This is a genomic window from Cupriavidus sp. USMAHM13 (genome assembly GCF_001854285.1).
Taxonomy (GTDB): Bacteria; Pseudomonadota; Gammaproteobacteria; order Burkholderiales; family Burkholderiaceae; genus Cupriavidus; species Cupriavidus malaysiensis.
This window is the reverse complement of the sequence record NZ_CP017752.1, coordinates 2,103,247-2,130,171: the sequence shown is the minus strand read 5'-3', so window position 1 is coordinate 2,130,171 and position 26,925 is coordinate 2,103,247. Positions and strand designations below refer to the sequence as shown.

The window sequence follows — 26,925 nt, the reverse complement described above, 5'->3', positions numbered from 1 at the left end:
TGTCCTTGTCGGGTTGCTTCCTGTCGCCGTGCTTCCTGTCGCTGGCCGCGGCTCAGAACACCTTGAGCAGCCGCAGGTTGACGCGGCTGCCTTCCATTGGCCCGTTGCGCACCGCGATGTCCTGGCCGTAGGTCGCCAGCAGCTGCAGCGTCGGGCTGGGGAACCACGCCGCGCCGATCGAGAATTTCGAGGTATTGGTGCGGTCGTTGCGCGACACCCCATCCACCTTGCTCTCGCCACCGGCCGCATAGGACAGGCCGCCGCGCAGGTCCAGGCTGTCGGTGACGGCGTAGCGCAGCCACGCCTGGCCCTGGAACAGCGGATCCTGGGTCAGCCGGGCCGAGTTCGCGCCGAACTGGCCGTTGGCGCCGTAGAAGGTCACGTCGGCGACCAGGTCGAGCGTGAAGCGGCCCACCAGCGGCGTGATATAGCCGGCCTGCAGGGCGAATTTCCAGCGGTTCTCGCCCAGGTTCAGCGCCCGGCTCTTGTCGTAGCTGCCGACCGGCACATAGAGGAAGGGGGTGATGCCGAAATAGCGCTTCTGCTCGGGCTGGTTCAGCAGCCAGACGGTGGCGGCCAGGATGGGATCGGCGACACCGGCGCCGCTGCCGAGCGCGCTCAGGTCCTTGCTGCCGCGCAGGCCGCCGAAGGGCAGCAGGATCTGCGGATCGACGGTGAAGCCGCCGATGTCCATGAAATGCACATAGCGCAGGATGCCGATGTCCGAGTTCAACCTGCCGCCCGCGACCTGCGTGCCACCGGCATAGACCTTGTCGCGCTCGGCGTGCTGGTAGTACAGCAGGCCGAGGTTGGTGCCGGCCGGCAGCGCGGTGTAGTCGCCGGCATCCACGTCGATGGCGTGCGCCGGCATGGCCGCGCAGGCCAGCGCCACGGCGGCCGAGGTGGTGACGGCGCGCAGCCGTCGCCGCAGGCGACCGGGGGTCGTCTGTCCAGGCTTCATGTTTCCTCCGTTTCTCTTTTCTTTTTCGTTGTCTTGGTCGCCGCGCTGCGGCGGCTGCGGGCACGCGCGCGGCGCCGCGCGCGTGCATACGTGCGTACGTGCGGCAGGCTCAGCCGACCTGGCGGTGGGCGATGTTGAGCACGCTGAGCTGGGCGAACTCGGCCAGCCCTTCGGTGCCGAACTCGACGCCGATACCGGATTCCTTGGCGCCCACCAGCGGGATGTGCGGGCCGAAATGCAGGTGGTGGTTGACCCACGCGGTGCCGACGTCGAGGCGGCGCGCCACCTCGCTCGCGCGGTCCTCGCTGGCCGACCACACCGAGCCGCCCAGGCCGTAGGGCGAGGCATTGACGCGGGCCACCGCCTCGTCGATCTGCTCGTACTTCAGCACCGGCAGGATGGGGGCGAACTGCTCCTCGGCGACCAGCGCATTGTGGTCAGGCAGGTCGCGCACGATGGTGGGCGCGACGAAATAGCCGCCGCCCTTGAGCGGCGCCCCGCCGGCGAGGATGCGGCCATCGCGCCGCGCGGCGGCGAGAAAGCGGCCCGCCTTGTCGAACTGCATGGCGTTCTGCAGCGGGCCGATGGTGACACCGGCATCGGCGCCGTTGCCCACCACCGCCTGGCTGGCCAGCTCGGCCAGCGCCTCGCACATGCGGTCGTACTGCGAGGCGTGCACGTACAGGCGCTTGAGCGCCAGGCAGACCTGCCCGCAGTTGTAGAAGGCGCTGCCGAAGATGCGCGGGGCGACCTCGGCGACGTCGGCGTCGTCCAGCACGATGGCACCGTCGTTGCCGCCCAGCTCCAGCGTGATGCGCTTCAGGCGCGGCCCGGCGCTCTCCATGACCTTCTTCCCGGTCGCGGTGGAGCCCGTGAACGAGACCTTGGCCACATCGGGGTGGGAGGTCAGCAGGCTGCCCAGGTCATTGCGGTCGGTGATCACGTTGAGCACGCCCGCCGGGAAGATGTCGGCGGCCATGGCGCCGAGCTGCAGCGACGCCACCGGCGTGGTCGGCGCGGGCTTGAGCACCACCGTGTTGCCCATCAGCAGCGCCGGCGCGATCTTGTAGGCGGCGATCAGCACCGGGAAGTTCCAGGCGGCGATCGCCGCCACCACGCCCAGCGGCCGGTGATGGACCTCGATGCGATGGGTGGCATCGTCCTGCACCACGGATACCGGCAGGCTCAGGCCGGCGATGTGGCGCACGAAGGCCTGCGCGAACGCCAGTTCCTGGCGCGCCTCGGCGAGCGGCTTGCCCTGCTCCAGCACCAGCGTCGCGGCAAGGTCCTCCGCATTGGCCTCGAGGCCGTCGGCGAAGCGCAGCAGCAGCGCGCGGCGCGCCTCCAGGCCGAGCGCGGCCCAGGCCGGCTGGGCCGCCTTGGCCGCCGCCACGGCCGCATTGGCCTCGTGCTCGGTGGCGCGCGACACGGTGGTGAACACCTCGCCGGTGGCGGGATTGACCACCTCGAGTTCCGCGCTGCCGCGCACCAGCTTGCCGCCGATCAGCAATCCTGCGATGTCTTTCATGTCCTGGTCTCCTCGTTGGTTCTTTCTTGTGCTGCCGAGTGATTGAGCTATCGAGCTATCGAGCTGTTGTTCGGTGAGGACCTGTGCGGCCCTGAACGACGGGACGGCACGCGGCCACCCACGCCCCGAGCACAATGCAAAGCGCGTGCCTGCCGCGCCGCCTGCCCTGGCACACGCGGCGGCAGGCGGCTGGAAGCGGCCGCGCGCACGCCGCGCCGTGGAGATGCCCTGCGCGGCGGCGCGACTTGAGACACCGGCGACAGCCGTGGTGTCTCAGGAGCGGGCACTGTCTCGCGCCGGTGAGACAGGCAGCCGCGTGCCTTGCCTGCGGTGGGCACGTGGCACTGGCATCGGCAGGAGACGGGGGGAACGGAAAGCCGCTGAGGAGCGGCGAAGAGGACAGGGCGGCCGCGCTGGATGCGCTGGATGCTGGATGCGCGAGATGCACGCTGCGTGCGCGGCCGGCGCAAGGCACGCCGGGGCACGCCGGCGCGCGCTCACCTGGCGCGTTCGCTCAGCCGCGCTGCAGCCGCGCCAGCTTGCGGTACAGCGTGGCGCGCGAGATGCCGAGCACGCGCGCCGCCTGCGCGCGGTTGCCGCCCAGCTCCGACAGGGTGCGCTCGATCGTCTCGCTTTCCAGGTCGGCCAGCATGGTGGAGCGCGCCGGGACCGCAGCAGCAGCAGCGGTGGCAGCAGCAGCGGTGGCAGCGCCTGGCGCGGCGGGCATGCCGGCCTGCAGGTGCGCGACGGGCGGCGCCGCGGCCAGCGCGGCCGCCTGCGCCAGCCAGGTCTCGTCGAAGTGCTCGCGCCCCACCGTCTCGCCGCCGCCGGACAGCGCCAGCGCCGCGCGCAGGGCCTGGTGCAGTTCGCGCACGTTGCCCGGCCAGGCATGCGCCATCAGCAATGCCATCGCGTCCGCATCGAGACGCTTGCGCCGCCCGCCGGCGAGCGCGTCGACCTGCGCCTGGATCAGTTCGGCCAGGTCGGTGCGCTCGCGCAAGGCCGGCACCTGCACCGAGAGGCCGTTGAGGCGGTACAGCAGGTCCTCGCGGAAGGCGCCGGCGCGCACCAGCGCCGGCAGGTCGCGATGGGTGGCACAGATCACCGAGATGTCCACCGGGATCGCGCGATGGCCGCCCACGCGCGTCACGCTGCGATCCTGCAGCACGCTCAGCAGGCGCGCCTGCAGCGCCAGCGGCATGTCGCCGATCTCGTCCAGGAACAGGGTGCCGTGGCTGGCCTGCTCGATCTTGCCGATGCTGCCGCCCTTGCGGCCGCCGGTGAAGGCGCCCTCCTCATAGCCGAACAGCTCGGCTTCGGCCAGCCCTTCCGGGATCGCCGAGCAATTGAGCGAGACGAAGGCGCGGCCCGGCCGGCTGGCCTCGTGCAGCGCGCGTGCCAGCATGCTCTTGCCGGTGCCGGTTTCGCCCAGCAGGATCACCGGCACCTGCTCGCGCAGGACCGTGGCCGCCTTGCCGAACAGCCGCGCCAGCCTGGCGTCGGCCAGCACGCAACCCTGCGCCGCGCCGGCGGCCGCCGGCGTGGATGGCCGTGGCGCGCCCGCGCCCGGCGTCGCGGCCTGCGCCCGTGTTGGAGCCGGCGCAGGCTCCAGCGCGACGAAATAGCGCTCGCCCCCACGTCCGTTCAGCGTCGCCGCGCCCGCCGCGCCGGCGGCCGCAGCGCGCAGCCCGCCGGCAAAGACCTCGTCGAGCGCGCGCGGCGCCCAGGTCCCGCCCGGCCGCCCCAGCATCTGGCGCGCCGCGCGGTTGGCCGCGACGATCACGTCGTCGCGCGAAATGGCGACGATGCCTTCGGCGGGCGTGCCCAGCATGCGCGGATCGTGGTGCAGGCGCAGGATGCGGCAGCCGGCCATGCCGGCGTACATGCGGTTCTCGATCGACATGGCGGCGGCCTGCACGCGGCTGAGCGCGTAGGCCGGCAGGTCGATGCCGAAGCCCGTGATATCCAGCACGCCGACCAGCCTGTCGTGCGGATCATGGATGGGCGCCGCCGCGCAGACCACGTCGATCAGTTCTTCGAGATAGTGCTCGCCGCGGCGGATCTCGATCGGCTGGCCGCCTTCGCTCAGCACGCAGGCCGGCGCATTGGTGCCCAGCGCCGCCTCGCTGACGCGCTTGCCGCCCACCAGCGCGCGCGCCTGCGACGGCCCGGCGCCCCCCTGCACGGTGGAACTGACGATCACGCCTTCGGCGTTGGTGCAGAACACCAGCCAGTGGCGCGACGGAAACGCGCCCGCCAGGATCGCCATATCCTCTTCGGCGCAGGCGATCAGGGCCTGGTGCTCCGCTTCGAGCCGGCGCAACTGGCTGTGCGTGACGAAGTTGGTGCCGAGCGCGCGGTCGCCCGGGCGCAGCCCGTAGGTGGCGGCACGCTGCCAGGAACTGGCGATGCGCTCGGGGATGGTGCCGGGCGGCACCAGCCGGCCGTCGAAGAACTGGCGCCGCGCGGTGCGCACGTCGAGGGGAAGGCTGTCTGCGGCTTGCCTCATTGGGGGGCTGTCTCCGTGCGGCTTGTTATGTTGTGCCCGGCGGCGCGCATCGCGCGGGGCGGCGCCCGGGTGGTGGATGACTTTAGGTGAGGCCCCGGGCGATTTCAAGCGCGCCGGCGCACGCCTGCTCGTTTTCCCCGAGGCCGCCGGCGCGGCGCGTGCGGCCACCGTCTCGCTTCGATCCACGCGGTGTCTCAGGATGAGACAAGCGGGTCGGCACAGCGTCCGCACACCGGCCGCCGCCGCGCCCGCCCCGCCTCGCCCGGCGTGCTGCCCGCGCCACCCGGCGCGGGGGCTTGCCGCCCGGCTCAGGCCCATGCTATGGTGCGCGTTCCAGGAGAACGGAGCATCCCGGCAGGCTGCCGGTGCCGCTCCTACCGAAGGCGTACCCCCGAAACGCTCAGGTGCAACAGACTGGATACCGAACCAACTGGAGAGCGTCGCGGCAGGCTGGCAGACACCAGCGCCGGCGGCCGCCGAAGGGGCAAGCCGAAGTCCGGGTGGACCAGGCGAATCTCTCAGGCAAAAGGACAGTGGGGGCAGGCGTGCGACACCGCACGCCTGCCCCTTTTTGCTTTCCTGGAGCCAGAGAAATGAAAGTCATCGTGATGGGCGCGGGCGTGATCGGCGTGGCCTCGGCCTGGTATCTCGCCAAGGCTGGCCACGAAGTGGTGGTGCTCGAACGCAATGCCGGCGCGGCGCGCGAAACCAGCTTCGGCAACGGCGGCCAGATCTCCGTCAGCCATGCCGAACCCTGGGCCAATCCCGCCGCGCCGTGGAAACTGCTGCGCTGGCTGGGCAAGGAGGATGCGCCGCTGCTGTTCCGCCTGCGCGCCGATCCCGCACAGTGGTCCTGGGGCCTGAAGTTCCTGCGCGAATGCTCGGCGCGCCGCTCCACCCACAACATGATCCAGCTGCTCAACCTGGGCACCTACAGCCGCGCCAGCCTGCAGGCGCTGCGCGCCGAAACAGGCATCGAGTACGACCACCTCAGCCGCGGCATCCTCCACTTCTACACCAGCGCCAAGGAGTTCGATGCCGCCATCGAGCCGGCCCGCATCATGCGCGAGCTCGGCTGCGAACGCCAGGTCATCGGTGCCGACGAAGTGGTGCGCATCGAACCGGCGCTGGCCGCCATCGCGCCGCGCCTGGCCGGCGCCACCTACACCAGCGCGGACGAGTCGGGCGACGTGCACCGCTTCACCACCGCGCTGGCGGCGCGTTGCGAGGCGGCCGGCGTGCGCTTCCGCTACGGCGTGCGCGTGCAGCGGCTGCATGCCGACGGCGGCGGCATGCGGGCGGTGGAATATGCCGACGACAGCGGCGCCTACCAGCTCGAAAGCGCCGATGCCTACGTGCTGGCGCTGGGCAGCTTCAGCCCGCTGCTGGCGCGGCCGCTGGGGATCAAGCTCGATATCTATCCCGCCAAGGGCTACTCGGCGACGCTGCCGGTGCTCGATGCGGAACGGGCGCCCAGCGTCAGCCTGACCGACGACGAGTACAAGCTGGTCTTCTCCCGCTTCGGCGACCGCCTGCGCATCGCCGGCACGGCGGAGCTTAACGGCTATGCGATGGAACTCAATCCGCTGCGCTGCGAAGCCATCGTGCGCCGCACGCTGGAGATCTTCCCGGGCATGAGCCGCCCGGAACTGGCGCGCTACTGGACCGGACTGCGCCCGGCCACGCCGGGCAACGTGCCGTACATCGGCGCCAGCAGCGTGGCGGGGCTCTACCTGAACACCGGCCACGGCACGCTGGGCTGGACGCATGGCTGCGGCTCCGGGCGCGCCATCGCCGACATCATCAGCGGCCGCGCCCCGGAGGTGGACTTCGCCTTCAGCGGCGCCCTGCCCCAGCGGCGCGTGGCGGCGGTGGCGGCCACCGGCGCCAGCGCGCGCTGAGCGCCGGCGCAAACGCTGTCTATCCGTCGCCCGAAGGCTTGTGGCAGGAAGCGGGCGACGGGAGGGCGTCTCAGGGCGCCGCCGCGATCACCTCGGCGACGGCCGCCGTCAGCTTGCGCGCGTAGGGCACGTGCAGGAACTCGTTGGGGCCGTGGGCATTGGACTTCGGCCCCAGCACGCCGCACACCATGAACTGCGCCGACGGGAAGCCGGCCTGCAATGTGTTCATCAAGGGGATGGTGCCGCCCTGGCCGATATAGGCCAGGTCATGGCCGAAGTGGGTGCGCGAGGCCGTGTTCATGGCCTGTTCCAGCCAGGGCGCCAGGCCGGGCGCGTTCCAGCCGTTGGCCGCGCCGGCGGCGGGCTTGAAGGTGACCTTGGCGTTGTAGGGCGGGTCCAGTTCGAGCAGGGCCTTGAGATCGGCCGCCGCCCGCGCGGCGTCGACCAGCGGCGGCAGGCGCAGCGACAGCTTGAAGGCCGTGCGCGGGCGCAGCACATTGCCGGCATCCGCCAGCGACGGCAGGCCGGCGGCACCGGTGACCGACAGCGAGGGCCGCCAGTTGGCGTTGAGCAGCACTTCCTGCGGATCGGCCACCACCGGCAGCACCGGCCGGCCGTCCTGGCCGCACGACCAGGGCATGCCCTTCCATACCGCCTCGCAGAGGATGCGCGCGGCCGCCTCGGTCTCGCGCAGGCGGTCGGCCGGAACCGGGCAATGGAAGGCGTCGGGCAGGATATTGCCGGTGGCGGCATCCTCCAGGCGCTCGAACAACTGGCGCATCACGCGGAAGCTGGACGGCGCGATGCCGCCATAGGAGCCCGAGTGGATGCCCTCCTCCAGCACCTCCACTTCGAGGTCGCCCACCACCAGGCCGCGCAGCGAGGTGGTCAGCCACAGCTGGTCGTAGTTGCCGGCGCCGGAATCCAGGCAGACCACCAGGCCGACCCGCCCCAGGCGCTGGCGCAGCGCGTCCACATACGGCAGCAGGTCATAGCTGCCGGATTCCTCGCAGGTCTCGATCAGGCCCACGCAGCGCGGGCGCTCCACGCCCTGCGCATCGAGCGCGGCCAGCGCCGCGATGCTGGCGTAGACGGCATAACCGTCGTCGGCGCCGCCGCGGCCGTAGAGGCGCCCGTCCTCCATCTTGGGCGTCCAGGGGCCGAGGTCGCGGCGCCAGCCGTCGAACTCGGGCTGCTTGTCGAGGTGGCCGTACAGCACGATGGTCTCGCTGCTGCCCGAACGCGTGGCGGGCGTCTCGAAATAGAGCAGCGGCGTGCGCCCGGGCAGGCGGATCACTTCCAGCTTGAGGCCGCGCACCGGCTGGCGCTCGACCCAGGCGGCGGCATCGGCGACGACGCGCTCCAGGTGGCCGTGGCGTGCCCAGTCGGCGTCGAAGGCAGGACTCTTGGCGGGAATGCCGATGTAGTCGGTCAGCGCGGGGACGATCTCGTCGTTCCACTTGCGCTCGACGAAGTCGCGCAGCGCGGCGCTGTCGGGCGCGCGGGTCGGTGCAGCCGTGTCGGTGGTCATGGTGCGTCCTGGCAGGTGGGAAGCGGCGCGGGCGGCCGGTGCGAGGCATTGTCGCACAGCGCCGCCCGCGCACGGGACGCACGGCCGCGGAACGCCGCGGCCAGGGTTGGGGCCTCAGGCCGCGGGCATCAGACGTCGATGGCCGAGTCCGACTTGACCTTGCGGCGCAGCTCGAACTTCTGGATCTTCCCGGTCGAGGTCTTGGGCAGCGGCCCGAAATAGACCGCCTTGGGTACCTTGAAGCCCGCCAGCAGCGAGCGGCAGTGCGCCATCAGTTCCTCGGCGGTGACGCTCGCGCCTTCCTTCAGCTCGACGAAGGCGCATGGCGTCTCGCCCCACTTGGCGTCGGGCTGGGCGACCACCGCCGCCGCCAGCACCGCGGGATGGCGGTACAGCGCGTCTTCGACCTCGACCGAGGAGATGTTCTCGCCGCCGGAGATGATGATGTCCTTGCTGCGGTCCTTGATCTTGACGTAGCCGTCAGGCATGCACACGCCCAGGTCGCCGGTGTGGAACCAGCCGCCGGCGAAGGCTTCGCGCGAGGCCTTCTCGTTCTTGAGATAGCCCTTCATGCAGATATTGCCGCGGAACATGATCTCGCCGATGGTCTCGCCGTCGGCCGGCACCGGCTCCATGGTGTCGGGATCCAGCACCGCCACCTGCGACTGCAGGTGGTAGCGCACGCCCTGGCGGGCCTTCATCACCGCACGTTCTTCCTGCGACAGCGCCGTCCAGCTGTCCTGCTCGGCGCACACCGCGGCCGGGCCGTAGACCTCGGTCAGGCCGTAGACGTGGGTCAGGTCGAAGCCCATGGCCTCCATCTGCGCCAGCACCGCGGCCGGCGGCGGCGCGCCCGCCACCATGCCGCGCACCGGCCCGCGCAGCCCTTCGCGCCAGGCCGCCGGCGCGTTGACCAGGGCGGTATGGACGATGGGCGCGGCGCAGTAGTGAGTCACGCCTTCATCGCGCATCAGGTCGAAGACCAGCTTGGGCTCGAACTTGCGCAGGCAGACGTTGACCCCGGCGCGGGCCGCCACCGTCCACGGGAAGCACCAGCCGTTGCAATGGAACAGCGGCAGCGTCCACAGGTAGACGGCATGCTTGGGCATGTCCCATTCGAGGATGTTGGAGACCGCGTTGATGGCCGCGCCGCGGTGGTGGTAGACCACGCCCTTCGGGTCGCCGGTGGTGCCCGAGGTGTAGTTCAGGGCAATGGCATCCCACTCGTCGTCCGGCAGGCGCCAGGCGTATTCCGGGTCGCCGCCGGCGAGGAAGCTCTCGTAGTCGGTCTCGCCGAAGGGCTGGGCCGGCACGGGGCCGAGCGCGTCATGCACGGCGATCACCTTCAGGCCGGGCACTTCCAGCGCCATCTGGCGCGCCACGTCGGCGAACTCGGTGTCGGCCAGCAGCACGCGCGCCTCGCCGTGGCGCAGCATGAACAGCAGGTTGGCGGCGTCCAGGCGGATATTGAGCGCATTGAGCACCGCGCCCGCCATCGGCACGCCGAAATGGGCCTCGATCATGGCCGGGGTGTTGGGCAGCAGCGCCGCCACGGTGTCCCCCTTGCCCACCCCGGCCGCGGCCAGCGCGCTGGCCAGGCGGCGGGTGCGCGCGTAGGTGTCGCGCCAGTTCTGCCGCACCGGGCCGTGCACGATGGCGAGCCGGTCGCCATACACTTCGGCAGCGCGGGCGATGAAGTCGATGGGAGTGAGGGGAACGAAATTGGCCGGGTTCTTGCCCAGGCCCGTCTCGAAGTCGGTCGGCATGCTTGGAGTCTCCACGTGCGCCGGCGCGGACCGCGCCCGGCGCTGTTACTTTTTGCGCTGCAAGGCTATCATCGCACACGCCGCCGCACTGTCGCCTGGATGACAGTGCGCCGCGCGCGCCGCATTCCGCCGCTTCCAGCGCTTCCGCCGTCCTGTCGCCGCCACCGCCTTGCCAGCCGCTTTCCGCCTGCCGCCGCCTGCCGCCATGACCACCGAGCCCCCGTCCGCCGACCCCGGCCCTGCCCCGCAGGCCGCCGCCGTGCTCGCCGGCCATGCGTGGTTCGACGCGCTGGCGCCGCACCACCAGGCCCTGGCGGCACGGCAGACCCTGGTGCAGGACTACGCGGCAGGCGCCTACATCGCCCGCCGCGGCGAGACCTCGCGCTACTGGATCGGCGCCGACACCGGCCTGATCAAGCTGGCGGTCTATACCGCCGATGGCCGCGGCTGCACCTTCTCCGGCGTACCGGCCGGCGGCTGGTGCGGCGAAGGCAGCGTGCTCAAGCGCGAACCGCGCCGCTACGACGTGATCGCCATCCGCGATTCACGCGTGCTGCTGGTGCCGGACGATGTATTCCATACGCTGCTCGGCGAAAGCCTGCCCTTCGCCTCCTTCGTGGTGCGCCAGCTCAACGAACGCATGGGGCAGTTCATCGCCATGGTGCAGAACGACCGCCTGCTGGGCGCCGACGCGCGCGTCGCCCAGGCCATCGCCCAGCTCTTCCATCCGGCGCTGTATCCCCGCACCAGCGCCGTGCTGGAACTGTCGCAGGAGGAAATCGGCCTGCTCACGGGCCTGTCCCGCCAGCGCGTCAACCAGGCCCTGCGCCGCCTGGCCGCCGACGGCATGGTCGACCTGTCCTACCAGAGCATCCGCGTGACCGACCTCGAGCAGTTGCGCCGCTTCGGGCTGTCGGCGCTATGAGCGCTATGAGTGCTATGAGCTCTCTACCGCGCGGCCGGCATACAATGCCGGCACGGCGCGCCTGAAGCGCGCCGGCTTCCCGACCCGTCATGGCCTTCCAGATCCCCTCCGAACTTCGCCTGAGCCGGCTGCGCTTCCCCTTCGCCGTGCGCGTGGAAGCCGTGCGCGGCGTGGCACGGCTGCGCGATGCCAATGCGCGGCGCGAGGTCCGGCCCGGCGATCCCTTCGTGGTCCCCGCCTTCGCCCACTTCGACTGCGACCTGCAGGCCGGCCCCGGCCGGCCGGTGGAGCTGACGCTGACCGCGGTGCCCGACCAGGCCTGCCCGCGCATGCTGCTGGCGGGCGGGCAGGAAAAATACTGGTCACGCGCGCTGGCCCATGCGATCTTCCTGCAGCCCCGCCTGGCCTGGAACGCCACGCTGGCCGCCGAACGCTGGCACGTGGCGCCGCGCCTGGTGCGCGCGCGGCTGTTCGCCGAGGGCGAGGCACTGCACGCCCTGCTGCGCGAGCAGCGCGTGGCGCACGCGCTCTATGCGCTGGCGGTGCCGGGGCTGCCGCCCGACACCGCCACGCCGGCCGGCCTCGGCCGCCTGGCCCAGGCAGCCGGCCTGCGCGACGCCGCCACGCTGGCCAACGCCTGCGCCAACCTGCACGGCATGCACCCCGCCTGCCTGCTGGCGGCGCCCGGCGCGCCGGCGGCCACGCGCACGCTGCCGGGCTGGCATCCGGCCGCCGCCTGAGGCGGCGCAGCGGCGGAACGGCTCAGCGGCGGCCGGAAAATCCGGCGCCCTCCTCCGGTCGTCGCCAGCGGTGCACGCGGGCGCAGGCAAGGTCCGTCAACGTGAGCCCCATCACGCATGCCCGCCACGGAGGCGCCAGCCCGGCCCGCCTGCCCCCTACTCCAGCGTGATATGGTGCGCCCGGATCAGCGCGCCCCACTTGGCCTGTTCGCGCCCGACGAAGGCGGCGAAGCCGGCCCGGCTGTCGCCCATCGGCTCCAGGCCGAGATCCTGCATCTGCTTGACGACCGCCGGGTCCTTGAGCGCGGCGACGATGGCGGCGTTCAGCTTGTCGACCGTGGCGGACGGCGTGCCGGCCGGCACCACCACGCCTTGCCAGGCAAAGGCGGTGAAGTCCGCCAGGCCGGCCTCGGCGAAGGTCGGCACGTTGGGCAGCACCGCGGCGCGCTGCTCGGCGGGCAGCGCGATGGCGCGGATGCGGCCGGCGCGGATCAGCGGCGCGGCGGCGGACAGGTCGGCCATCATGAAGTCGACCTGGCTGCCGGCGAGGTCCTGCAGTGCCGGCGGCGTGCCCTTGTAGGGCACGTGCACGGCCTGTGCCTTGAGACGGTCGAGCATCAGCTGGGCGCTCAGGTGGTGCGGGCTGCCGGTGCCGACCGAGGCGTAGGTGGCCTTGCCGCCGTCCGCTTTCAGCCACTGGATGAATTCGGCCAGGGTGTGGGCCGGCACGCGCGGGCTGGTGACCAGCACCACCGGCAGCCGCACCAGCGGAGTCACCAGGGTGAAGTCGGCCTTGGCGTCATAGGGCAGCTTGGGATAGAGCGCGGGGTTGAGCACCAGCGTGCCCTGCCCCGCCGTCAGCAGCGTGGCGCCGTCCGCCTTGGCGCGCGCCACGTCCTGCGCGGCCAGGATGGTGGCGCCGCCCGGCTTGTTGTCCACCACGATGTTCTGCTGCAGCACCGGCGAGATCTTCTGCGCGACGATGCGGGTGGCGAGGTCGCTGCCGCCCCCCGCGCTGTAAGGCACCACCCAGCGCGCGGGCGGCTCGGCCCGCGCGGCCGTGATGCCGCCGAGGCCGAGGCCGAGGCCGGCCACCAGGGCGAGCGTGCCGAGCCTGGCGCGGCGGCGGGAAGGGAAATGGCGCTGGCGCTGTGCTGCCGGCATGGTCGTGTCTCCTTGGAATAGGGCGTTGTTCTGTGTCTTGGCCCCTGGCGCGGCAGGGCGGGCGTCAGTAGGTCTTGTCCTGTGCCGCTCCGGCGGCGGCGGGCGGCGCCGCCTTGAACTGCGCGGCCAGCGCCTCGGCGCCGCGGGCCAGCACGGTGGTGTCCACGCCGACGGCGGTGAAGCGCGTGCCGAGGTCCATGTAGCGGCGCGACTGCGCCGCGTCGCCGCTGAGGATGCCGGCCGCCTTGCCGGCGGCGCGGATGCGCGCGATGGCATCGGCGATGGCCTGCTGCACCTCGGGGTGGCCGGGGTTGCCCAGGTGGCCGAAGTCGGCGCTGAGGTCGGAGGGGCCGATGAAGACGCCATCGACACCCTCGGTGGCGAGGATGCCATCCAGGTTGTCCAGCCCGGCGCGCGTCTCCACCTGCACCAGCACGCACATCTCTTCGTTGGCGCGCGCCAGGTAGCCGGGCACGCGGTTCCAGCGCGAGGCGCGCGCCAGCGCGGCGCCGACGCCGCGCACGCCCTGCGGCGGGTAGCGCGTGGCGGCCACGGCGGCGGCCGCTTCCTCGCCGGTCTGCACCATCGGCACCAGCAGCGTCTGCACGCCGATGTCGAGCAGTTGCTTGATCAGCACCGCATCGTTCCAGGCCGCGCGCACCACCGGCCGCACCGGATAGGGCGCCACGGCCTGCAGCTGGGCCAGGATGGACGGCACCGTATTGGGCGCGTGCTCGCCGTCGATCAGCAGCCAGTCGAAGCCGGCGCCGGCCAGCAGCTCGGCGGTGTAGGGGCTGGCCAGGCCCAGCCACAGGCCGATCTGCTGCTCGCCCGCCTGCAGTGCGCGCTTGAAGGTATTGACAGGGAAATCCATGGGGAAACTCCTCGGGCCGCACGCGACCCCGGTGCGGGGAGCGCGGGTGGCGCGCTCAGGCGAAATGGCAGCCGACCGTGCCCAGCGGGCCGTAGTCGACGTGGAAGGTGTCGCCCGCCTGGGCCACCACCGGGCGGGTGAAGGAACCGCCCAGGATCACCTCGCCGGCCTCCAGGCGCACGCCGAAGGGATGCAGCTTGTTGGCCAGCCAGGCCACGCCGTTGGCCGGGTGGTTCAGCACGCCGGCGGCCACGCCGGTCTCCTCGATCACGCCGTTGCGCGACATGATGGCCGAGACCCAGCGCAGGTCCACGTCGAAGGGCCGCACCGGGCGCCCGCCCATCACCACGCCGGCGTTGGCCGCGTTGTCGGAGATGGTGTCGAACACCTTGCGCGGGCGCTTGCTCTCGGGATCGATGGACTGGCTGCGCGCATCGATGATCTCCAGCGCCGGGATCACGTACTCGACCGCGTCATAGATGTCGAACAACGTGCAGTTCGGACCCGCCAGCGGCTTGCCGAGGATGAAGGCCAGCTCCACCTCCACGCGCGGCATGATGAAGCGGCCGGTGGGGATCTCGCCGCCTTCGTGGAAGAACATGTCGTCCAGCAGGGTGCCGTAGTCGGGCTCGTCGATCTGCGACGACATCTGCATCGCGCGCGAGGTCAGCCCGATCTTGTGGCCCTTGACGGTGCGGCCTTCTGCCAGTTTCAGCGCGACCCATTCGCGCTGGATCGCATAGGCATCCTCGATGGTGATGTCGGGATGGTCCAGCGAGATCTGGCGGATCTGGACACGGGTCTTCTCCGCCTGGTTCAGGCGTTCCGCCACCTGGCGGATCAGTTCGGGACTCAGCATGGGGACTCCGGCGGCGCGAGCGCCGCGACAATGAACGGATGGGCCGGCTCGGCGTGCCTCAGCCGGCCTTCTTGAAACGGGCGTGCACGTTGTTGTGCTTGTAGCTGCCGCCCTCGTTGAACTCGACCAGTTCCATCGACAAGGCCAGGTAGCGCCTGGCGTAGAGTTCGGCGAAATGCTGCTTGATCGCCTCGAACAGCTCGTCGCAGGCCTTCTTCTTGACCGCTGCCTCGCGCCCGGCGCCGATCTTCAGCGTCACGTGGACGAAGGCGTAGTCTTCTTCCCCGTCGGCCATGCGGTAGTCCGCCAGCGCGATGGCGCGCGAGCGGATGCCGCCGATGGGAAACACCCCGCCCTGTGCGATCAGGGTGTCGTTGATGGTCTTCAGCAGTGCCGGCACGTCGGCTTCGGCGCGGATGTTGTCGGTGTACTCGACGATGACATGAGGCATGGCAGTGCTCGCGGAATCTCGGCAAAGAATCAGGGCAGCGGAAAGATCGCGTTGATCTGGCCGGTACCCGAACTGGTGAAGTAGTCGGTGACGATCTCCACCGGCTTGTCATAGGCGTCCCAGCCCAGCAGCCCCAGCAGCATCGCCGTGTCGTGCATGCCGCCCTCGCCCACGCACAGCTCGTTGTACTCGGGCAGCATGCGGCAGAAGGTGGCCCAGTCGCCCTGCTTCCACAGCTCGACCACGCGCAGGTCGACCTGCTTGTAGAACTCGCGGCTGATCTGGTGGATGCTCTCTTCCGGGCTGTTGTTGTCGTTGAAGCGGTGCGACAGCGAGCCGCTGGCGAGAAAGGCCACGTTGGCATCGCTCTTCTCGATGGCCTCGCGCAGCGCGACGCCGAAGCGGCGGCTCTCGTCGAGCTGGTGCCAGGCGCACCAGCCGGCGATGGAGACCACCTTGAAATGCTGGTCGCCGTTCATGTAGCGCATCGGCACCAGGGTGCCGTACTCAAGCTCCAGGCTGCCGATCTCGTGCGCACGCGTCATCACGCCGTGCTCGCACGCGGTCTGGGCGATCAGGCGGCCCAGCTCCGGGTTGCCCGCATAGGCATAGGCCATGTCCTTGATGAAGTGGGGCAGCTCGTTGCTGGTGTAGATGCCCTCGAAGCGCGCGTTGCAGTTGACGTGGTAGCCGGCGTTGACCAGCCAGTGCACGTCAGACACCACGATGGTGTCGACGCCCAGCTCGCGGCAGCGGCGGCCGATCTCCCGGTGCCCGGCGATGGCCGCCGCGCGGCAGCCGTGGTGCTTGCCGGGCAGCTCCGACAGGTACATCGACGGTACATGCGTGATCTTGGCGGCCAGCGAAAGCTTGCCCATGGTCTTGTCTCCTTCCTGTGGCGCCGTGCCTGCCGGCCTGCGCCTTGTCTGCCTTGCTTGCCGGGTTCCGGCCAGAGCGATGGCCCTTATCCTTCCTGCTGCCTGCTTCCTGCTTCCTGCTTCCTGCTGCCTGCTCCCCTCTCGCGCCCGCGGGAGAGCGGTCGGGGGTGAGGGCCGGCATTCGCCAGTACGACGGCGTTCACCTCATGCCAGCGCCTGCCCACTGCCCATTCCCCCCGGCCCTCATACCCCCCACTTGGGGATATGGTGGCTGCCCATCGAAATACACACGTTCTTCACCTCGGCAAACACTTCGAAGCTGTACTCGCCGCCCTCGCGCCCGGTGCCGGATTCCTTGGTGCCGCCGAAGGGCTGGCGCAGGTCGCGCACGTTCTGGCTGTTGACGAAGACCATGCCGGCCTCGATGCCGCGTGCCAGGCGGTGCACCTTGCCCACGTCCCGGGTCCAGATATAGGAGGCCAGGCCGTAGCTGGTGTCGTTGGCCTGCGCCAGGCCGTCTTCCTCGTCCTTGAACGGGATCAGGCAGGCCACGGGCCCGAAGATCTCTTCCTGCGCCACGCGCATGCGGTTGTCGACGTCGGCCAGCACCGTCGGGCGCACGAAGTTGCCGTGTTTCAGGTGCGCGGGCAGGCCTTCGGGCAGTTCGGGGCCGCCGGCCAGGATGCGCGCACCTTCCTGTTCGCCCAGACGGATGTAGCCGGTCACCTTTTCCCAATGCTGGCGCGTGATCATCGCGCCGACATGGGTCTGCGGGTCGGTCGGGTCGCCCACGCGCAGGCGCGCGGCGCGCTCGGCAAACTGGCGCACGAATTCGTCGTAGACGGTCTCCTGCACGAAGATGCGCGAGCCGGCGGTACAGCGCTCGCCGTTGATCGAGAAGATGGTGAACAGGGCCGCGTCGAGCGCGCGCTCGAGGTCGGCGTCGTCGAACACCAGCACCGGCGACTTGCCGCCCAGTTCCATCGAGAACTTCTTCAGGCCGGCGCGCTCGATGATGCGCTTGCCGGTGACGGTGCCGCCGGTGAAGGAAACCGCGCGCACGTCCGGATGGCGCACCAGCGCGTCGCCGGCCGTGGCGCCCAGGCCCTGCACCACGTTGAGCACGCCGGGCGGCACGCCGGCTTCCAGCGCCAGCATGCCGAGCTGGTCGGCGGTGAGCGGCGACAGCTCGGACATCTTCAGCACGGCGGTATTGCCCAGCGCCAGACAGGGCGCGACCTTCCAGGTGGCCGTCATGAAGGGCACGTTCCACGGCGAGATCAGCGCGCACACGCCGACCGGCTGGTAGAGCGTGTAGTTGAGCATCTGGTCGTCGACCGGATAGGTGCGCCCGTTCATCTGCACGCACACCTCGGCGAAGAAGTTGAAGTTCTCGGAAGCGCGCGGGATCAGCTGCTTGCTGGTCTGCGCGATGGGCAGGCCGGTGTCCTGCGTTTCCAGCGCCGCCAGCTGCGGCACGTTCTGCGCGATCAGCTCGCCGAGCCGGCGCATGATGCGCGCGCGTTCCTTGGCCGGTGTGTTGGCCCACTTGGGAAAGGCCGCCTTGGCCGCGGCGACGGCGGCGTCGATCTCCGCCTCGCCGCCCGCGGCGACCTCGGCGATGGCCTCGCCGGTGGCGGGGTTCCAGGTGGTGAAGCGGTCCTTGCTGTCGACCTGCTTGCCATCGATCCAGTGCTTGATCATCTCAGTCTCCTTGCTGCCGGCGCCCGGCAAGTACGTGTGTCCGCTGCGCCCGGCGCTTCAGTCGGTGCTGCCGTATCCGCCCGCGGCGGCGATGGTGTTCACCAGCCGTCCGATGCCCTCGATCTCCGTGACGACCTCGTCGCCGGGCTGCGTGTCGGCCAGCCCTTCCGGCGTGCCGGTGAGGATCATGTCGCCGGCTTCCAGCGTCATGAAGCTGCTCAGGTAGGCGATCAGCCACGGGATGCCGAAGATCATGTCGCGCGTCGAGCCCTCCTGCGTCAGCTTGCCGTTGACGGTGGTGCGCAGGGTCAGGTTCATCGGGTCGTCGATATCGTCGCGGTCCACCAGCCAGGGGCCCAGCGGCGTGCAGGTATCGCGGTTCTTCACCCGCAGGTTGGGACGGTAGTAGTTCTCGAGGTAGTCGCGGATGGCGTAGTCGTTGGCCACGGTGTAGCCGCGCACATAGTCATAGGCATCGGCTTCCTTGACGTGGCGCGCGGTGCGGCCGATCACCACCGCCAGCTCGCACTCGTAGTGCATGTACTTGACGCCGTCCGGGCGGATGGTGCGGCCGCGGTGGCCGATGAAGGTGCCCGGCCCCTTGAGGAAGACCAGCGGTTCCTCCGGTGCCTTGAAGGCCAGTTCCTTCGCGTGGTCGGCATAGTTCAGCCCCAGCGCGAAACTGGTGCGCGGCGCCACCGGCGGCAGCCACACCACCGCGTCCTCGGCCACTTCGCGGCCGTCGTCCAGCTTCAGCCGGCCCGCGCCGGCAGGCCGGGCACCGTGGACCAGGCCGTCATACGCAACGCGCGCGGTCTTCATGCTGCCTCCCCGCTACGGGCGGCCGCCACGACGCGGTGCTGCAGGCGGCCGACATGCTCGATCTCGATCTCCACCACGTCGCCGGCGCGCGCCAGCGGCGCGCCCTCCGGCACGCCGGCCAGCAGCACGTCGCCGGCTTCCAGCGACATGAAGGCGCTGACTTCCGCCAGCAACTGCTCGACCGGACGGATCAGGTTGGATGTGTGGTTGCGCTGCCGCACCTCGCCGTTGATGCGCACCGAAAGCGCCAGCGCGCCGGCGTCGGCCACCGCCGCGCGGGGCGTGATCCAGGGGCCGATCGGGCAGTAGCCGTCGCGGCACTTGTGGCGCACCGCCGGACGGTAGTAGCTGGCGTGGGGCACGCTGACGTCGGACACCACGGTGTAGCCGGCAATGTAGTCGGCAGCGCGCGCCGCGTCGATGCGGGTGGCGCGCCGGCCGATCACGATGCCCAGCGCGGCGCCGATCTCGAGCGTCTCCGTGCCGGGCGCCAGTTCGACCTCGGCGAGGTGGCCGGCCAGGGTGTTGGCCGGCTTGAGGTACAGGATCGGCGCCGCCGGCGGCGCCTGGTAGGGCGCGGCGTGGACGCTGTCACCCAGGGCCGCCAGCGCGCCGCGGTAGTTCAGCAGCGCCCCGTAGACGGTGCCGGTCACCGCCGGCAGCCAGCGGAAGGCCGCCGGGTCCAGCGTGCGGCCGCCGTCCAGCGGCAGCCCGCTCGTTGCCTCCACCTCGGCGGTGGCCGGCTGGCCGCCGCGCACGGCGATCCGTGCCAGCCGCGTCATGCTTGCGCTCATGGTCTCCTCTCGCTCCCGATGGACCGGTGCCGGCCGCGGGCGCCATGCCCGCGTGACCGACGCGCCGGTCTCGTGCTCATTCATTGATTAACATGTTAATTAAAAAGACCGCTGCTTTCAAGCACCGTGTCTCGCGCCGGCGCCGGCACGCTCCAGCCTTGCGCCGATGGCCGCCGCCGTCACCCTACGTCACCTTACCGTGCTGTCATGGCCCTGTCATCGACGCTCCGCACAATGCCGCCCAGACACGGTTGCCGGTGCATCGACGCACCTGGATGACGCAGCGCAACATGCGCGCACACCGTGACGGGCCTTGACGCCCGCTTTTTTTCGACTGAAATGAAAACGTTTTCAAACCTGCCGGCACGCTGCCGGCAAGCAGCCCGCCGATGACGCAAGACGATGCCCCGCTTCCCGGCGCCGCGACCCTGGCCGATGTCGCCGAGGCCGCACGCGTGTCGCTGGCCACGGCCTCGCGCGTGTTCAGCAGCCCGGCGCTGGTACGCGACGCCACCGCGCAGCGCGTGCTCGACGCCGCCCGCACGCTGCGCTTCCGCCCCAACCTGCTGGGCAGCAAGCTGCGCGCGCAGCGCACCCGCATGATCGGCGTGATGCTGCCGACGCTGGAGAACGCGGTTTTCGCCGAGTGCTGGCATGGCATCGAAGAGGCCGCGCTGGCGGCCGGGTATTCGCTGATGCTGGTGACCAGCGGCTACCGGCCGGAGCGCGAACGCGAGCGCGTCGAGTACCTGCTGCGCCACCGCGTCGACGGCATGGTGCTGACCGTGGCGGACGCCGCCCGCAGCGCCGTGCTCGACCAGCTCGACACGGAAGACATCCCCTACGTGCTGGCCTACAACCAGGCCGGGCCGCGCGGGCGGCGCCACTCGGTCTCGGTGGACAACCGCGCCAGCGCCTGCGCCGGTGTACAGGCCCTGCTGGCCGCCGGGCACCGGCGCATCGCCGTGGTGTCGGGCGCCTTCATCGCCTCCGACCGTGCGCGCCAGCGCTTCGCCGGCTACCAGGACGCCATGCGTGCGCAGGGCCTCGCGCCCGCCCCCGCGCTGTGCCTGCCCTCGCACACGGCCAGCAACGCGGACCAGCTGGCGGCACTGATGGCGGGCCCCGGAGCGCCCACCGCGCTGTTCTGCACCAATGACCTGCTGGCCATCGGCGTGATCTCCGACCTGCGCCGCCTGGGCCTGCGCGTGCCGGCCGATGTCTCGGTGCTCGGCTACGACGGCATCGCGCTGGGCACGGCGGTCGAGCCCGCGCTGGCCACCGTGGCGCAGCCCAGCGGCGAGATCGGCGCGCAGGCCATCGCGCGCCTGCTGGCCCGGCTCGAACCTGGCGCCGCACCCGCCGGCGCACGCGTGACGCTGCTGGCGCATGCGCTGCGCCCGGGCGGCACCATCGGCGCGCCGCCGGGTGACGCTGCCGCAGCCGGTGCCGATGCCATAGTCCCCGACGCTTCATCCGACGCTGCGCCCGCAGCCCTTTCCGACGCTGTCCCCCCCGCAGTCCAACCAAGGAGTTCCTGATGCATCCGATTCGTTCCTGGCGCCGCGGCCTGCGCGCGATCGCACTGGCCCTCGGCACCGCCGCGCTCAGCCATGCCGCCGCCGCCCAGACCGCGATCTGCTACAACTGCCCGCCCGAATGGGCCGACTGGGCCGCGCAGATCCGCGCCATCAAGGACAAGACCGGCGTCACCGTGCCGTTCGACAACAAGAACTCCGGCCAGTCGCTGGCGCAACTGGTGGCCGAGAAGGCCAGCCCGGTCGCCGACGTGGTCTACTACGGCGTGACCTTCGGCATCCAGGCCCGCAAGGACGGCGTCACCGCCGCCTACAAGCCGGCCCACTGGGCCGACATTCCCGACGGCCTCAAGGACCCGCAGGGCAACTGGTTCGCCATCCACTCGGGCACCATGGGCTTCATGGTCAATGTCGACGCGCTGCGCGGCAAGCCGGTGCCGCAGTCGTGGGCCGACCTGCTCAAGCCCGAGTACAAGGGCCTGGTCGGCTATCTCGACCCCGCCAGCGCCTTCGTCGGCTACGTCGGCGCGGTGGCCGTCAACCAGGCGCTGGGCGGCACCCTGGACAACTTCGGCCCGGCCTTCAAGTACTTCAAGGACCTGCAGAAGAACCAGCCCATCGTGCCCAAGCAGACCGCCTACGCGCGCGTGCTGTCGGGCGAGATCCCCATCCTGCTGGACTACGACTTCAACGCCTACCGGGCGCGCTACAAGGACCACGCCAACGTCGCCTTCGTCATTCCGAAGGAAGGCTCGGTGGTGGTGCCTTATGTGATGAGCCTGGTCAACAAGGCTCCGCATGAAGCCGAGGGCCGCAAGGTGCTCGACTTCGTGCTGTCCGACGCCGGCCAGGCGCTGTGGGCCAATGCCTACCTGCGGCCGGTGCGCGGCACCATGCCCAAGGACGTGCAGGCGCGCTTCCTGCCGGCCGCCGACTACGCGCGCGCCAGGACGGTGGACTACGGCAAGATGGCCGAGGTGCAGAAGGCCTTCAGCGACCAGTATTTGAAGGAGGTGCGCTGAGGGCGGGGCAGGCGTGATCGCACCATCCCCGCGATGGTTTGCTCCCCTCTCCCACAGCGTGGGAGAGGGGCCGGGGGTGAGGGCCGGCGCCCGCGCAAAGCGAGTGTCATCGTTCTGGCGAATGCCCGCCCTCACCCCCGCCCCTCTCCCGCAAGCGGGAGAGGGGAGACAACCCAGCGCGGAGTTCGTGCCCGCGCCCATGCCCACTCAGCGGCCATCGAAACCACGACTCCCACCCAAGCCATGCCACGCCGCCCCCCGCTCCTCTTCCTCTTCGCCCTGCCCGCGCTGGTCGTCTTCGCGGCCTTCTTCTGCCTGCCGATGGCCAGGCTGCTCGCCGTCAGCGTCGGCGGCGAACAGGGCGCCGGCGTCTACTGGACCATGCTCAGCAGCCCGCGCTACCTGCACAGCCTGCTGGTGACCGTGCTGCTGTCCGGCACGGTGACGCTGGCCACGCTGCTGATCGCCGGCGTGGCCGGCACCTTCCTGCAGCGCCACCCGGTGCCGGGCAAGCCGGTGCTGGTCGCCATGCTGACCTTTCCGCTGGCCTTCCCGGGCGTGGTGATCGGCTTCATGGTGATCATGCTGGGCGGCCGCAACGGCCTGCTGGCGGCGCTCGGCGACCGGCTGGCCGGCGAGCGCTGGACCTTCGCCTACGGCCTGGCCGGCCTGTTCGTCGGCTATCTGTACTTCTCCATCCCGCGCGTGATCCTCACCGTGATGGCGGCGGTGGAGAAGCTCGACCCCTCGCTGGAAGAGGCGGCGTGCTCGCTCGGCGCCGGCCCCTGGGGCGTGGTGCGCGACGTCATGCTGCCCGCGCTGATGCCGGCGCTGGTGTCGAGCGGCGCGATCTGCTTCGCCACCAGCATGGGCGCCTTCGGCACGGCCTTCACGCTGGCCACCCAGCTCGACGTGCTGCCGCTCACCATCTACAACGAGTTCACCAACTACGCCAATTTCGGCATGGCCGCCGCGCTGTCGGTGCTGTTGGGCGCGGTCACCTGGGCCCTGCTGGCGCTGGCGCGCTGGTTCTCGGGCGACGCCGTGGCCGCCACCGCCTAGGAGACCGCCTATGTCCTCCCTTCCGAATGCCCGCCAAGGCCACCAGCCCCGCCGCGCCGGCTACTGGCTGCAGTTCGCGCTGACCGCCGCCGTCTGCCTGTTCATGACCGCGCCGGTGGTGCTGTCGGTGCTGGCCGGCCTCACCAACAATATCTTCATCGGCCTGGCCAGCGGCCTGACCACGCGCTGGCTGGGCGAGGTATGGGCGCTCTACCGCGGCACCATCTTCCTCTCGCTGGGCATCGCGCTGGCCTGCCTGGCCTGCACCCTGGTGCTGGGCGTGCCCGCGGCCTACTACATGGCGCTGCGGCGCGGGCGCCTGACGCGCCTGGTCGAAGAACTGCTGATGCTGCCGGTGGCCGTGCCCGGACTGGCCACGGCGCTCGGCCTGATCCTGCTCTACGGCGGCTGGGCGGCGCTGCGCACCAGCTGGGTCTTCATCCTGATCGGCCACGTGCTGTTCACGCTGCCGTTCATGGTGCGCGCGGTGCTGGCCGTGCTGTCGGCCATCGACGTGCGCACGCTCGAAGACGCCGCCGCCAGCCTGGGGGCCTCGCGCCTGCAGCGCTTCTTCGGCGTGGTGCTGCCCAACTGCCGCCAGGGCATCCTGGCGGGCGCGCTGATGGTGGTCACGCTGTCGGTCGGCGAGTTCAACCTGACCTGGATGCTGCACACCCCGACCACGCAGACGCTGCCGGTCGGCCTGGCCGACAGCTACGCCTCGATGCGGCTGGAGATCGGCTCCGCCTACACCATCGTCTTCTTCCTGATGATCATTCCCCTGCTGGTACTGATGCAGGCCCTGTCGGCCGCCGGCGCACGCGCGCGCAAGCACCGCGCGCCGATGCCCGATGCCGCCGGCGAGGCCACCTCCATCGCTGCCCCCGCCGCCCAGCTCAACGCCGAGACCCGCCATGCATGACACCATTCCCATCCGCCTGCGCGGCTGCGCCAAGACCTTCGCCGACGGCACCGTCGCGCTGCAGCCGCTCGATCTCGACATCGGCGCGGCCGAGACCGTGGTGCTGCTCGGGCCCTCGGGCTGCGGCAAGACCACCACGCTGCGCCTGATCGCCGGCCTGGAATTCCCCGACGCCGACGGCGAGGTGTGGTTCGGCGAGCAGGACGTGACGGCGCTGCCGATCGAGAAGCGCGGCGTCGGCATGGTGTTCCAGAGCTATGCCTTGTTCCCCAACATGACGGTGGCGGAGAACATCGGCTATGGCCTGCGCGTGCGCCGCCTCGACAGCGCCGCGCGGCGCCGCCGCGTCGACGAGATGCTGGGCATGATGCACCTGGAGGCGCTGGCCGACCGCCGCGTCGACCAGCTCTCCGGCGGCCAGCGCCAGCGCGTCGCGCTGGCGCGCGCCATCGCCGTGCAGCCGCGCGTGCTGCTGCTGGACGAACCCTTGACCGCGCTCGACGCCAAGCTGCGCGACACCCTGCGCGCCGATATCAACCACCTGCTGCGCAGCCTCGGCATCACCGCCGTCTATGTGACCCACGACCAGGCCGAAGCGATGGCGCTGGGCGACCGCATCATCGTGATGGACAAGGGCCGCATCGCCCAGACCGGCACCCCGCAGGAGATCTACCGTGCCCCCGCCAGCGCCTTCGTGGCGGACTTCATCGGCACCATGAACCGCCTGCCCGCCAGCGCGGCCGGCGACGCCTGGCAGGTGCCGGGCGGCTGGCTGCCACGCGCCGCGGAGGACGGCCATGCCCAGGCGGAACTGATGTTCCGGCCCGAGGACGTGGCCCCGGCCGCCGACGGCGAGGCGGCCGCGCTGCAGGGCAGCGTGCTGGCGGCCCTCTTCCTCGGCTCCTGCACGCGGCTGCTGGTCGATGTCGGCGCCCCCGCGCCGCTGGTGGTCGACACCGCCCGGCGCGGCGACTGGCCGGCGGGCTCACGCATCGGCCTGCGGGTCGAGGCGGCCCACCTGATCACGCTGCCGGCAGCGCGGGCCGCCGCCGCATGAACCAGCCACCGGGGTCGCGCCACCGGCCCCCGCCACCGATCATCCTCCTTCTGCCATGACAACCGACACCTACCTGATCGCCCAGATCACCGACCTGCACATCAAGGCCGGCGGACGCCTTTCCTATGGCGTGGTCGATACCGCCGGCGCGCTGCAGCGCTGCCTCGACACCCTGCTGGCCGCGCCGCAGCGCCCGGACGCCGTGGTCGCCACCGGCGACCTGGTCGACTTCGGCAGCGAAGAGGAATACCGCTTCCTGCGCGGCCTGCTGGCCGCCCTGCCGATGCCGGTCTACCTGCTGCCCGGCAACCACGACAGCCGCGCCATGCTGCGCCGGGTGTTCCCCGACCACGCCTACCTGTTCTCCGGCGGCGCCGGCGACGAGCCGGTGCACTACGCCGTGGACGCCGGTCCGCTGCGCCTGGTGGGCTTCGACTGCACCGTGCCGGGCCGCAGCGGCGGCCGCGCCGACGCAGCCGGCCTGCGGTGGCTGGATGCCACGCTGGCCGCGGCGCCGGCCACGCCGACCTTGCTGATGCTGCACCACCCGCCCTTCCACACCGGCATCGGCCACATGGACACGCAAGGGCTGGAGGGCGCCGCCGACCTGGAGGCAGTGGTACGCCGCCACCCCCAGGTGGAGCGCGTGCTGTGCGGCCACCTGCACCGCCACATCGTGCGCCGCTTCGGCGGCACCCTGGCCATGACCGCGCCCGGACCGGCCCACCAGGTGGCGCTCGACCTCGATCCGCAGGCGCCCTCGCGCTTCCGCATGGAGCCGCCGGGCTACCTGCTGCACTGGTGGCATGCCCGGCACGGCCTGGTCACCCATGCCGCCGCCAGCGGCGACCACGGGCCGGCCTATCCCTTCTACGATGCGGACGGCAGGCTGATCGACTGAGGCCGCGCGGACTCAGTGCCCGCGCAGTGAGGCGGCCCGCTGCGCCGCTCTACAGCGCCGGACTACTGCGCCGCTCTACAGCGCCGGACTACTGCGCCGCTCTACAGCGCCGGACTACTGCGCGGACAGCACGAAGTCGTAGCGGCCTTCGTGGAACGGCGTCTCGAAGCCGAAGCGACCGGCCAGCGCGTCGCCGGTGCCGCGCTCGGCGTACGCGATCACCAGCGCCGGCTTGACGCCGAACACCGCGTCCGAGTCCAGGTAGGGATCGCCGGCGTTGAACACATGCGTGACCAGGGTCCGCTTGCCCTCCGCCTCGATCATGAAATGCAGGTGGGCGGGCCGGTACACATGCCGACCGGTGGCCGCCATCATGCGTCCCACGGGACCATCGTCCGGGATCGGGTAGGACACCGGCAGGATGGTGCGGATCGCGTAGTAGCCGTCCGCGTCGGTGCGATAGCGGCCGCGCAGGTTGCCGTGCGGCTGCGCGGTGTCCTGCCCCGAGTACATGCCGTTGACCGCGGTCTGCCAGACGTCGAGCGTCGCGCCGGCCAGCGGGCGGCCCTCGGTATCGCGCACGTGCCCGTGCACCAGCGCCGGGCTGCCGGCCGTGAGAGCCATGTTCTCGCCGGTGGCGCGCTCGGGCATGCCGGCCATGTAGAACGGGCCGAACACCGTGCTCTCGGTGGCGCCGGCCGGCTTGCGGTGGTTGATCGCATCCACCAGCATCGACACGCCGAGCGTGTCCGACAGCAGGATGAACTCCTGGCGCACCACGCCGTCGCAGGTCTGCCCGGTCTCGGTCAGGAAACGGATCGCGGCCATCCACTCGGCCTCGCTCGGCTCCACCTCGCTGACGAAGGCGTGCAGGTGGCGCACCAGCGCCTGCATCAGGTGCCGCAGGCGCGGGTCCGGGGTCCTGGCGAAGGTGTCGATGACCTGCCGGGTCAGGCGCGCTTCGGCGGCATGGGCTTCGTTCATGGCGTGTCTCCTGGGTCGGCGCCTGGCGCGCC

Annotated in this window: 23 protein-coding genes and 1 riboswitch; of the genes, 9 read left to right on the top strand and 14 right to left on the bottom strand. The window is 71.0% G+C overall.

Features of this window, described 5'->3' with window-relative positions; genetic code table 11:
- Nucleotides 1–52: 52 nt before the first annotated feature.
- The 3 genes from BKK81_RS27645 to BKK81_RS27635 all read right to left on the bottom strand — a co-directional run bounded on the left by BKK81_RS27645 (nt 53) and on the right by BKK81_RS27635 (nt 4,998).
- Nucleotides 53–961 carry a transporter gene (locus tag BKK81_RS27645; RefSeq protein WP_071019518.1) on the bottom strand — a complete coding sequence of 303 codons (909 nt, stop codon included), beginning with the start codon at nt 959–961 and terminating at the stop codon, nt 53–55.
- Between the two features lie 109 nt (nt 962–1,070).
- On the bottom strand, nt 1,071–2,489 hold the full coding sequence (locus tag BKK81_RS27640; RefSeq protein WP_071019517.1) for an aldehyde dehydrogenase family protein: 1,419 nt from the start codon (nt 2,487–2,489) through the stop codon (nt 1,071–1,073).
- A gap of 514 nt (nt 2,490–3,003) precedes the next feature.
- The gene (locus BKK81_RS27635) at nt 3,004–4,998 is read right to left on the bottom strand and encodes a sigma-54-dependent Fis family transcriptional regulator (protein ID WP_071019514.1); all 1,995 of its coding nucleotides are present in this window, start codon (nt 4,996–4,998) and stop codon (nt 3,004–3,006) included.
- A 420-nt stretch (nt 4,999–5,418) separates the two neighbouring features.
- A riboswitch (glycine riboswitch) is annotated at nt 5,419–5,542 on the top strand.
- A 49-nt stretch (nt 5,543–5,591) separates the two neighbouring features.
- On the opposite strand from BKK81_RS27635, the gene BKK81_RS27630 reads away from it, so the two are divergent.
- Nucleotides 5,592–6,899 carry a D-amino acid dehydrogenase gene (locus BKK81_RS27630; RefSeq protein WP_071019511.1) on the top strand — a complete coding sequence of 436 codons (1,308 nt, stop codon included), beginning with the start codon at nt 5,592–5,594 and terminating at the stop codon, nt 6,897–6,899.
- Between the two features lie 70 nt (nt 6,900–6,969).
- Here BKK81_RS27630 and BKK81_RS27625 read toward each other — a convergent pair whose 3' ends face one another.
- Entirely contained in the window at nt 6,970–8,430 is a 1,461-nt protein-coding gene (locus tag BKK81_RS27625; RefSeq protein WP_071019509.1) for a M20/M25/M40 family metallo-hydrolase, read from the bottom strand.
- Nucleotides 8,431–8,558: 128 nt separating this feature from the next.
- Nucleotides 8,559–10,196 (bottom strand): acyl-CoA synthetase, encoded by a 1,638-nt coding sequence (locus tag BKK81_RS27620; protein WP_071019505.1) that lies wholly within the window; start codon nt 10,194–10,196, stop codon nt 8,559–8,561.
- Between the two features lie 205 nt (nt 10,197–10,401).
- On the opposite strand from BKK81_RS27620, the gene BKK81_RS27615 reads away from it, so the two are divergent.
- Nucleotides 10,402–11,121 carry a Crp/Fnr family transcriptional regulator gene (locus BKK81_RS27615; protein WP_071019502.1) on the top strand — a complete coding sequence of 240 codons (720 nt, stop codon included), beginning with the start codon at nt 10,402–10,404 and terminating at the stop codon, nt 11,119–11,121.
- Nucleotides 11,122–11,210: 89 nt separating this feature from the next.
- The gene (locus tag BKK81_RS27610) at nt 11,211–11,861 is read left to right on the top strand and encodes an AraC family transcriptional regulator (RefSeq protein ID WP_071019499.1); all 651 of its coding nucleotides are present in this window, start codon (nt 11,211–11,213) and stop codon (nt 11,859–11,861) included.
- 156 nt (nt 11,862–12,017) lie between these two features.
- Here BKK81_RS27610 and BKK81_RS27605 read toward each other — a convergent pair whose 3' ends face one another.
- From BKK81_RS27605 to BKK81_RS27570, 8 genes are all read right to left on the bottom strand, one after another.
- Nucleotides 12,018–13,025 carry a Bug family tripartite tricarboxylate transporter substrate binding protein gene (locus BKK81_RS27605; RefSeq protein ID WP_083384482.1) on the bottom strand — a complete coding sequence of 336 codons (1,008 nt, stop codon included), beginning with the start codon at nt 13,023–13,025 and terminating at the stop codon, nt 12,018–12,020.
- A gap of 64 nt (nt 13,026–13,089) precedes the next feature.
- Complete coding sequence (hpaI, locus tag BKK81_RS27600; protein ID WP_071019496.1) at nt 13,090–13,899, bottom strand: 4-hydroxy-2-oxoheptanedioate aldolase; 810 nt, start codon at nt 13,897–13,899, stop codon at nt 13,090–13,092.
- A gap of 55 nt (nt 13,900–13,954) precedes the next feature.
- On the bottom strand, nt 13,955–14,758 hold the full coding sequence (gene hpaH / locus BKK81_RS27595; protein WP_071019494.1) for a 2-oxo-hept-4-ene-1,7-dioate hydratase: 804 nt from the start codon (nt 14,756–14,758) through the stop codon (nt 13,955–13,957).
- Nucleotides 14,759–14,816: 58 nt separating this feature from the next.
- Nucleotides 14,817–15,209: a 5-carboxymethyl-2-hydroxymuconate Delta-isomerase gene (locus tag BKK81_RS27590; RefSeq protein WP_071019491.1), complete on the bottom strand. Its 393-nt coding sequence runs from the start codon at nt 15,207–15,209 to the stop codon at nt 14,817–14,819.
- A gap of 29 nt (nt 15,210–15,238) precedes the next feature.
- Nucleotides 15,239–16,087, bottom strand: coding sequence for a 3,4-dihydroxyphenylacetate 2,3-dioxygenase (gene hpaD / locus BKK81_RS27585; RefSeq protein WP_071019488.1), 849 nt, complete (start codon nt 16,085–16,087; stop codon nt 15,239–15,241).
- Between the two features lie 243 nt (nt 16,088–16,330).
- Complete coding sequence (hpaE, locus tag BKK81_RS27580) at nt 16,331–17,791, bottom strand: 5-carboxymethyl-2-hydroxymuconate semialdehyde dehydrogenase (RefSeq protein WP_071019486.1); 1,461 nt, start codon at nt 17,789–17,791, stop codon at nt 16,331–16,333.
- A gap of 57 nt (nt 17,792–17,848) precedes the next feature.
- Nucleotides 17,849–18,613 carry a fumarylacetoacetate hydrolase family protein gene (locus BKK81_RS27575; protein ID WP_071019482.1) on the bottom strand — a complete coding sequence of 255 codons (765 nt, stop codon included), beginning with the start codon at nt 18,611–18,613 and terminating at the stop codon, nt 17,849–17,851.
- Nucleotides 18,610–19,407, bottom strand: a complete 798-nt coding sequence (locus BKK81_RS27570) for a fumarylacetoacetate hydrolase family protein (protein ID WP_231908109.1) — start codon at nt 19,405–19,407, stop codon at nt 18,610–18,612. Before BKK81_RS27570 ends, BKK81_RS27575 begins: the two co-directional genes overlap by 4 nt.
- Before the next feature lie 389 nt (nt 19,408–19,796).
- Between BKK81_RS27570 and BKK81_RS27565 the strand changes: the two genes are divergently transcribed.
- From BKK81_RS27565 to BKK81_RS27540, 6 genes are all read left to right on the top strand, one after another.
- The gene (locus tag BKK81_RS27565) at nt 19,797–20,948 is read left to right on the top strand and encodes a substrate-binding domain-containing protein (protein ID WP_083384481.1); all 1,152 of its coding nucleotides are present in this window, start codon (nt 19,797–19,799) and stop codon (nt 20,946–20,948) included.
- A complete protein-coding gene (locus BKK81_RS27560; RefSeq protein ID WP_071019477.1) occupies nt 20,948–21,967 on the top strand; it encodes an ABC transporter substrate-binding protein in 1,020 nt (339 codons plus the stop codon). The genes BKK81_RS27565 and BKK81_RS27560 overlap by 1 nt, the downstream gene beginning before the upstream one ends.
- Before the next feature lie 243 nt (nt 21,968–22,210).
- Nucleotides 22,211–23,029: an ABC transporter permease gene (locus BKK81_RS27555; RefSeq protein ID WP_071019474.1), complete on the top strand. Its 819-nt coding sequence runs from the start codon at nt 22,211–22,213 to the stop codon at nt 23,027–23,029.
- Between the two features lie 10 nt (nt 23,030–23,039).
- Nucleotides 23,040–23,951, top strand: a complete 912-nt coding sequence (locus tag BKK81_RS27550; protein ID WP_071019471.1) for an ABC transporter permease — start codon at nt 23,040–23,042, stop codon at nt 23,949–23,951.
- The gene (locus BKK81_RS27545; RefSeq protein WP_071019469.1) at nt 23,944–25,008 is read left to right on the top strand and encodes an ABC transporter ATP-binding protein; all 1,065 of its coding nucleotides are present in this window, start codon (nt 23,944–23,946) and stop codon (nt 25,006–25,008) included. Before BKK81_RS27550 ends, BKK81_RS27545 begins: the two co-directional genes overlap by 8 nt.
- Nucleotides 25,009–25,063: 55 nt before the next feature.
- A complete protein-coding gene (locus BKK81_RS27540) occupies nt 25,064–25,909 on the top strand; it encodes a phosphodiesterase (RefSeq protein ID WP_071019466.1) in 846 nt (281 codons plus the stop codon).
- A 114-nt stretch (nt 25,910–26,023) separates the two neighbouring features.
- On the opposite strand, the gene BKK81_RS27535 is transcribed toward BKK81_RS27540, so the two are convergent.
- Nucleotides 26,024–26,893, bottom strand: a complete 870-nt coding sequence (locus tag BKK81_RS27535; protein ID WP_071019463.1) for an intradiol ring-cleavage dioxygenase — start codon at nt 26,891–26,893, stop codon at nt 26,024–26,026.
- Nucleotides 26,894–26,925 lie beyond the last annotated feature (32 nt).

Excerpts from the sequence above, each read along its gene's own strand:
- BKK81_RS27645 (WP_071019518.1), bottom strand. The coding sequence starts at position 961 with ATGAAGCCTGGACAGACGACCCCCGGTCGCCTGCGGCGACGGCTGCGC.
- BKK81_RS27640 (WP_071019517.1), bottom strand. The coding sequence starts at position 2,489 with ATGAAAGACATCGCAGGATTGCTGATCGGCGGCAAGCTGGTGCGCGGC.
- BKK81_RS27635 (WP_071019514.1), bottom strand. The coding sequence starts at position 4,998 with ATGAGGCAAGCCGCAGACAGCCTTCCCCTCGACGTGCGCACCGCGCGG.
- BKK81_RS27630 (WP_071019511.1), top strand. The coding sequence starts at position 5,592 with ATGAAAGTCATCGTGATGGGCGCGGGCGTGATCGGCGTGGCCTCGGCC.
- BKK81_RS27625 (WP_071019509.1), bottom strand. The coding sequence starts at position 8,430 with ATGACCACCGACACGGCTGCACCGACCCGCGCGCCCGACAGCGCCGCG.
- BKK81_RS27620 (WP_071019505.1), bottom strand. The coding sequence starts at position 10,196 with ATGCCGACCGACTTCGAGACGGGCCTGGGCAAGAACCCGGCCAATTTC.
- BKK81_RS27615 (WP_071019502.1), top strand. The coding sequence starts at position 10,402 with ATGACCACCGAGCCCCCGTCCGCCGACCCCGGCCCTGCCCCGCAGGCC.
- BKK81_RS27610 (WP_071019499.1), top strand. The coding sequence starts at position 11,211 with ATGGCCTTCCAGATCCCCTCCGAACTTCGCCTGAGCCGGCTGCGCTTC.
- BKK81_RS27605 (WP_083384482.1), bottom strand. The coding sequence starts at position 13,025 with ATGCCGGCAGCACAGCGCCAGCGCCATTTCCCTTCCCGCCGCCGCGCC.
- hpaI (WP_071019496.1), bottom strand. The coding sequence starts at position 13,899 with ATGGATTTCCCTGTCAATACCTTCAAGCGCGCACTGCAGGCGGGCGAG.
- hpaH (WP_071019494.1), bottom strand. The coding sequence starts at position 14,758 with ATGCTGAGTCCCGAACTGATCCGCCAGGTGGCGGAACGCCTGAACCAG.
- BKK81_RS27590 (WP_071019491.1), bottom strand. The coding sequence starts at position 15,209 with ATGCCTCATGTCATCGTCGAGTACACCGACAACATCCGCGCCGAAGCC.
- hpaD (WP_071019488.1), bottom strand. The coding sequence starts at position 16,087 with ATGGGCAAGCTTTCGCTGGCCGCCAAGATCACGCATGTACCGTCGATG.
- hpaE (WP_071019486.1), bottom strand. The coding sequence starts at position 17,791 with ATGATCAAGCACTGGATCGATGGCAAGCAGGTCGACAGCAAGGACCGC.
- BKK81_RS27575 (WP_071019482.1), bottom strand. The coding sequence starts at position 18,613 with ATGAAGACCGCGCGCGTTGCGTATGACGGCCTGGTCCACGGTGCCCGG.
- BKK81_RS27570 (WP_231908109.1), bottom strand. The coding sequence starts at position 19,407 with ATGAGCGCAAGCATGACGCGGCTGGCACGGATCGCCGTGCGCGGCGGC.
- BKK81_RS27565 (WP_083384481.1), top strand. The coding sequence starts at position 19,797 with ATGACGCAAGACGATGCCCCGCTTCCCGGCGCCGCGACCCTGGCCGAT.
- BKK81_RS27560 (WP_071019477.1), top strand. The coding sequence starts at position 20,948 with ATGCATCCGATTCGTTCCTGGCGCCGCGGCCTGCGCGCGATCGCACTG.
- BKK81_RS27555 (WP_071019474.1), top strand. The coding sequence starts at position 22,211 with ATGCCACGCCGCCCCCCGCTCCTCTTCCTCTTCGCCCTGCCCGCGCTG.
- BKK81_RS27550 (WP_071019471.1), top strand. The coding sequence starts at position 23,040 with ATGTCCTCCCTTCCGAATGCCCGCCAAGGCCACCAGCCCCGCCGCGCC.
- BKK81_RS27545 (WP_071019469.1), top strand. The coding sequence starts at position 23,944 with ATGCATGACACCATTCCCATCCGCCTGCGCGGCTGCGCCAAGACCTTC.
- BKK81_RS27540 (WP_071019466.1), top strand. The coding sequence starts at position 25,064 with ATGACAACCGACACCTACCTGATCGCCCAGATCACCGACCTGCACATC.
- BKK81_RS27535 (WP_071019463.1), bottom strand. The coding sequence starts at position 26,893 with ATGAACGAAGCCCATGCCGCCGAAGCGCGCCTGACCCGGCAGGTCATC.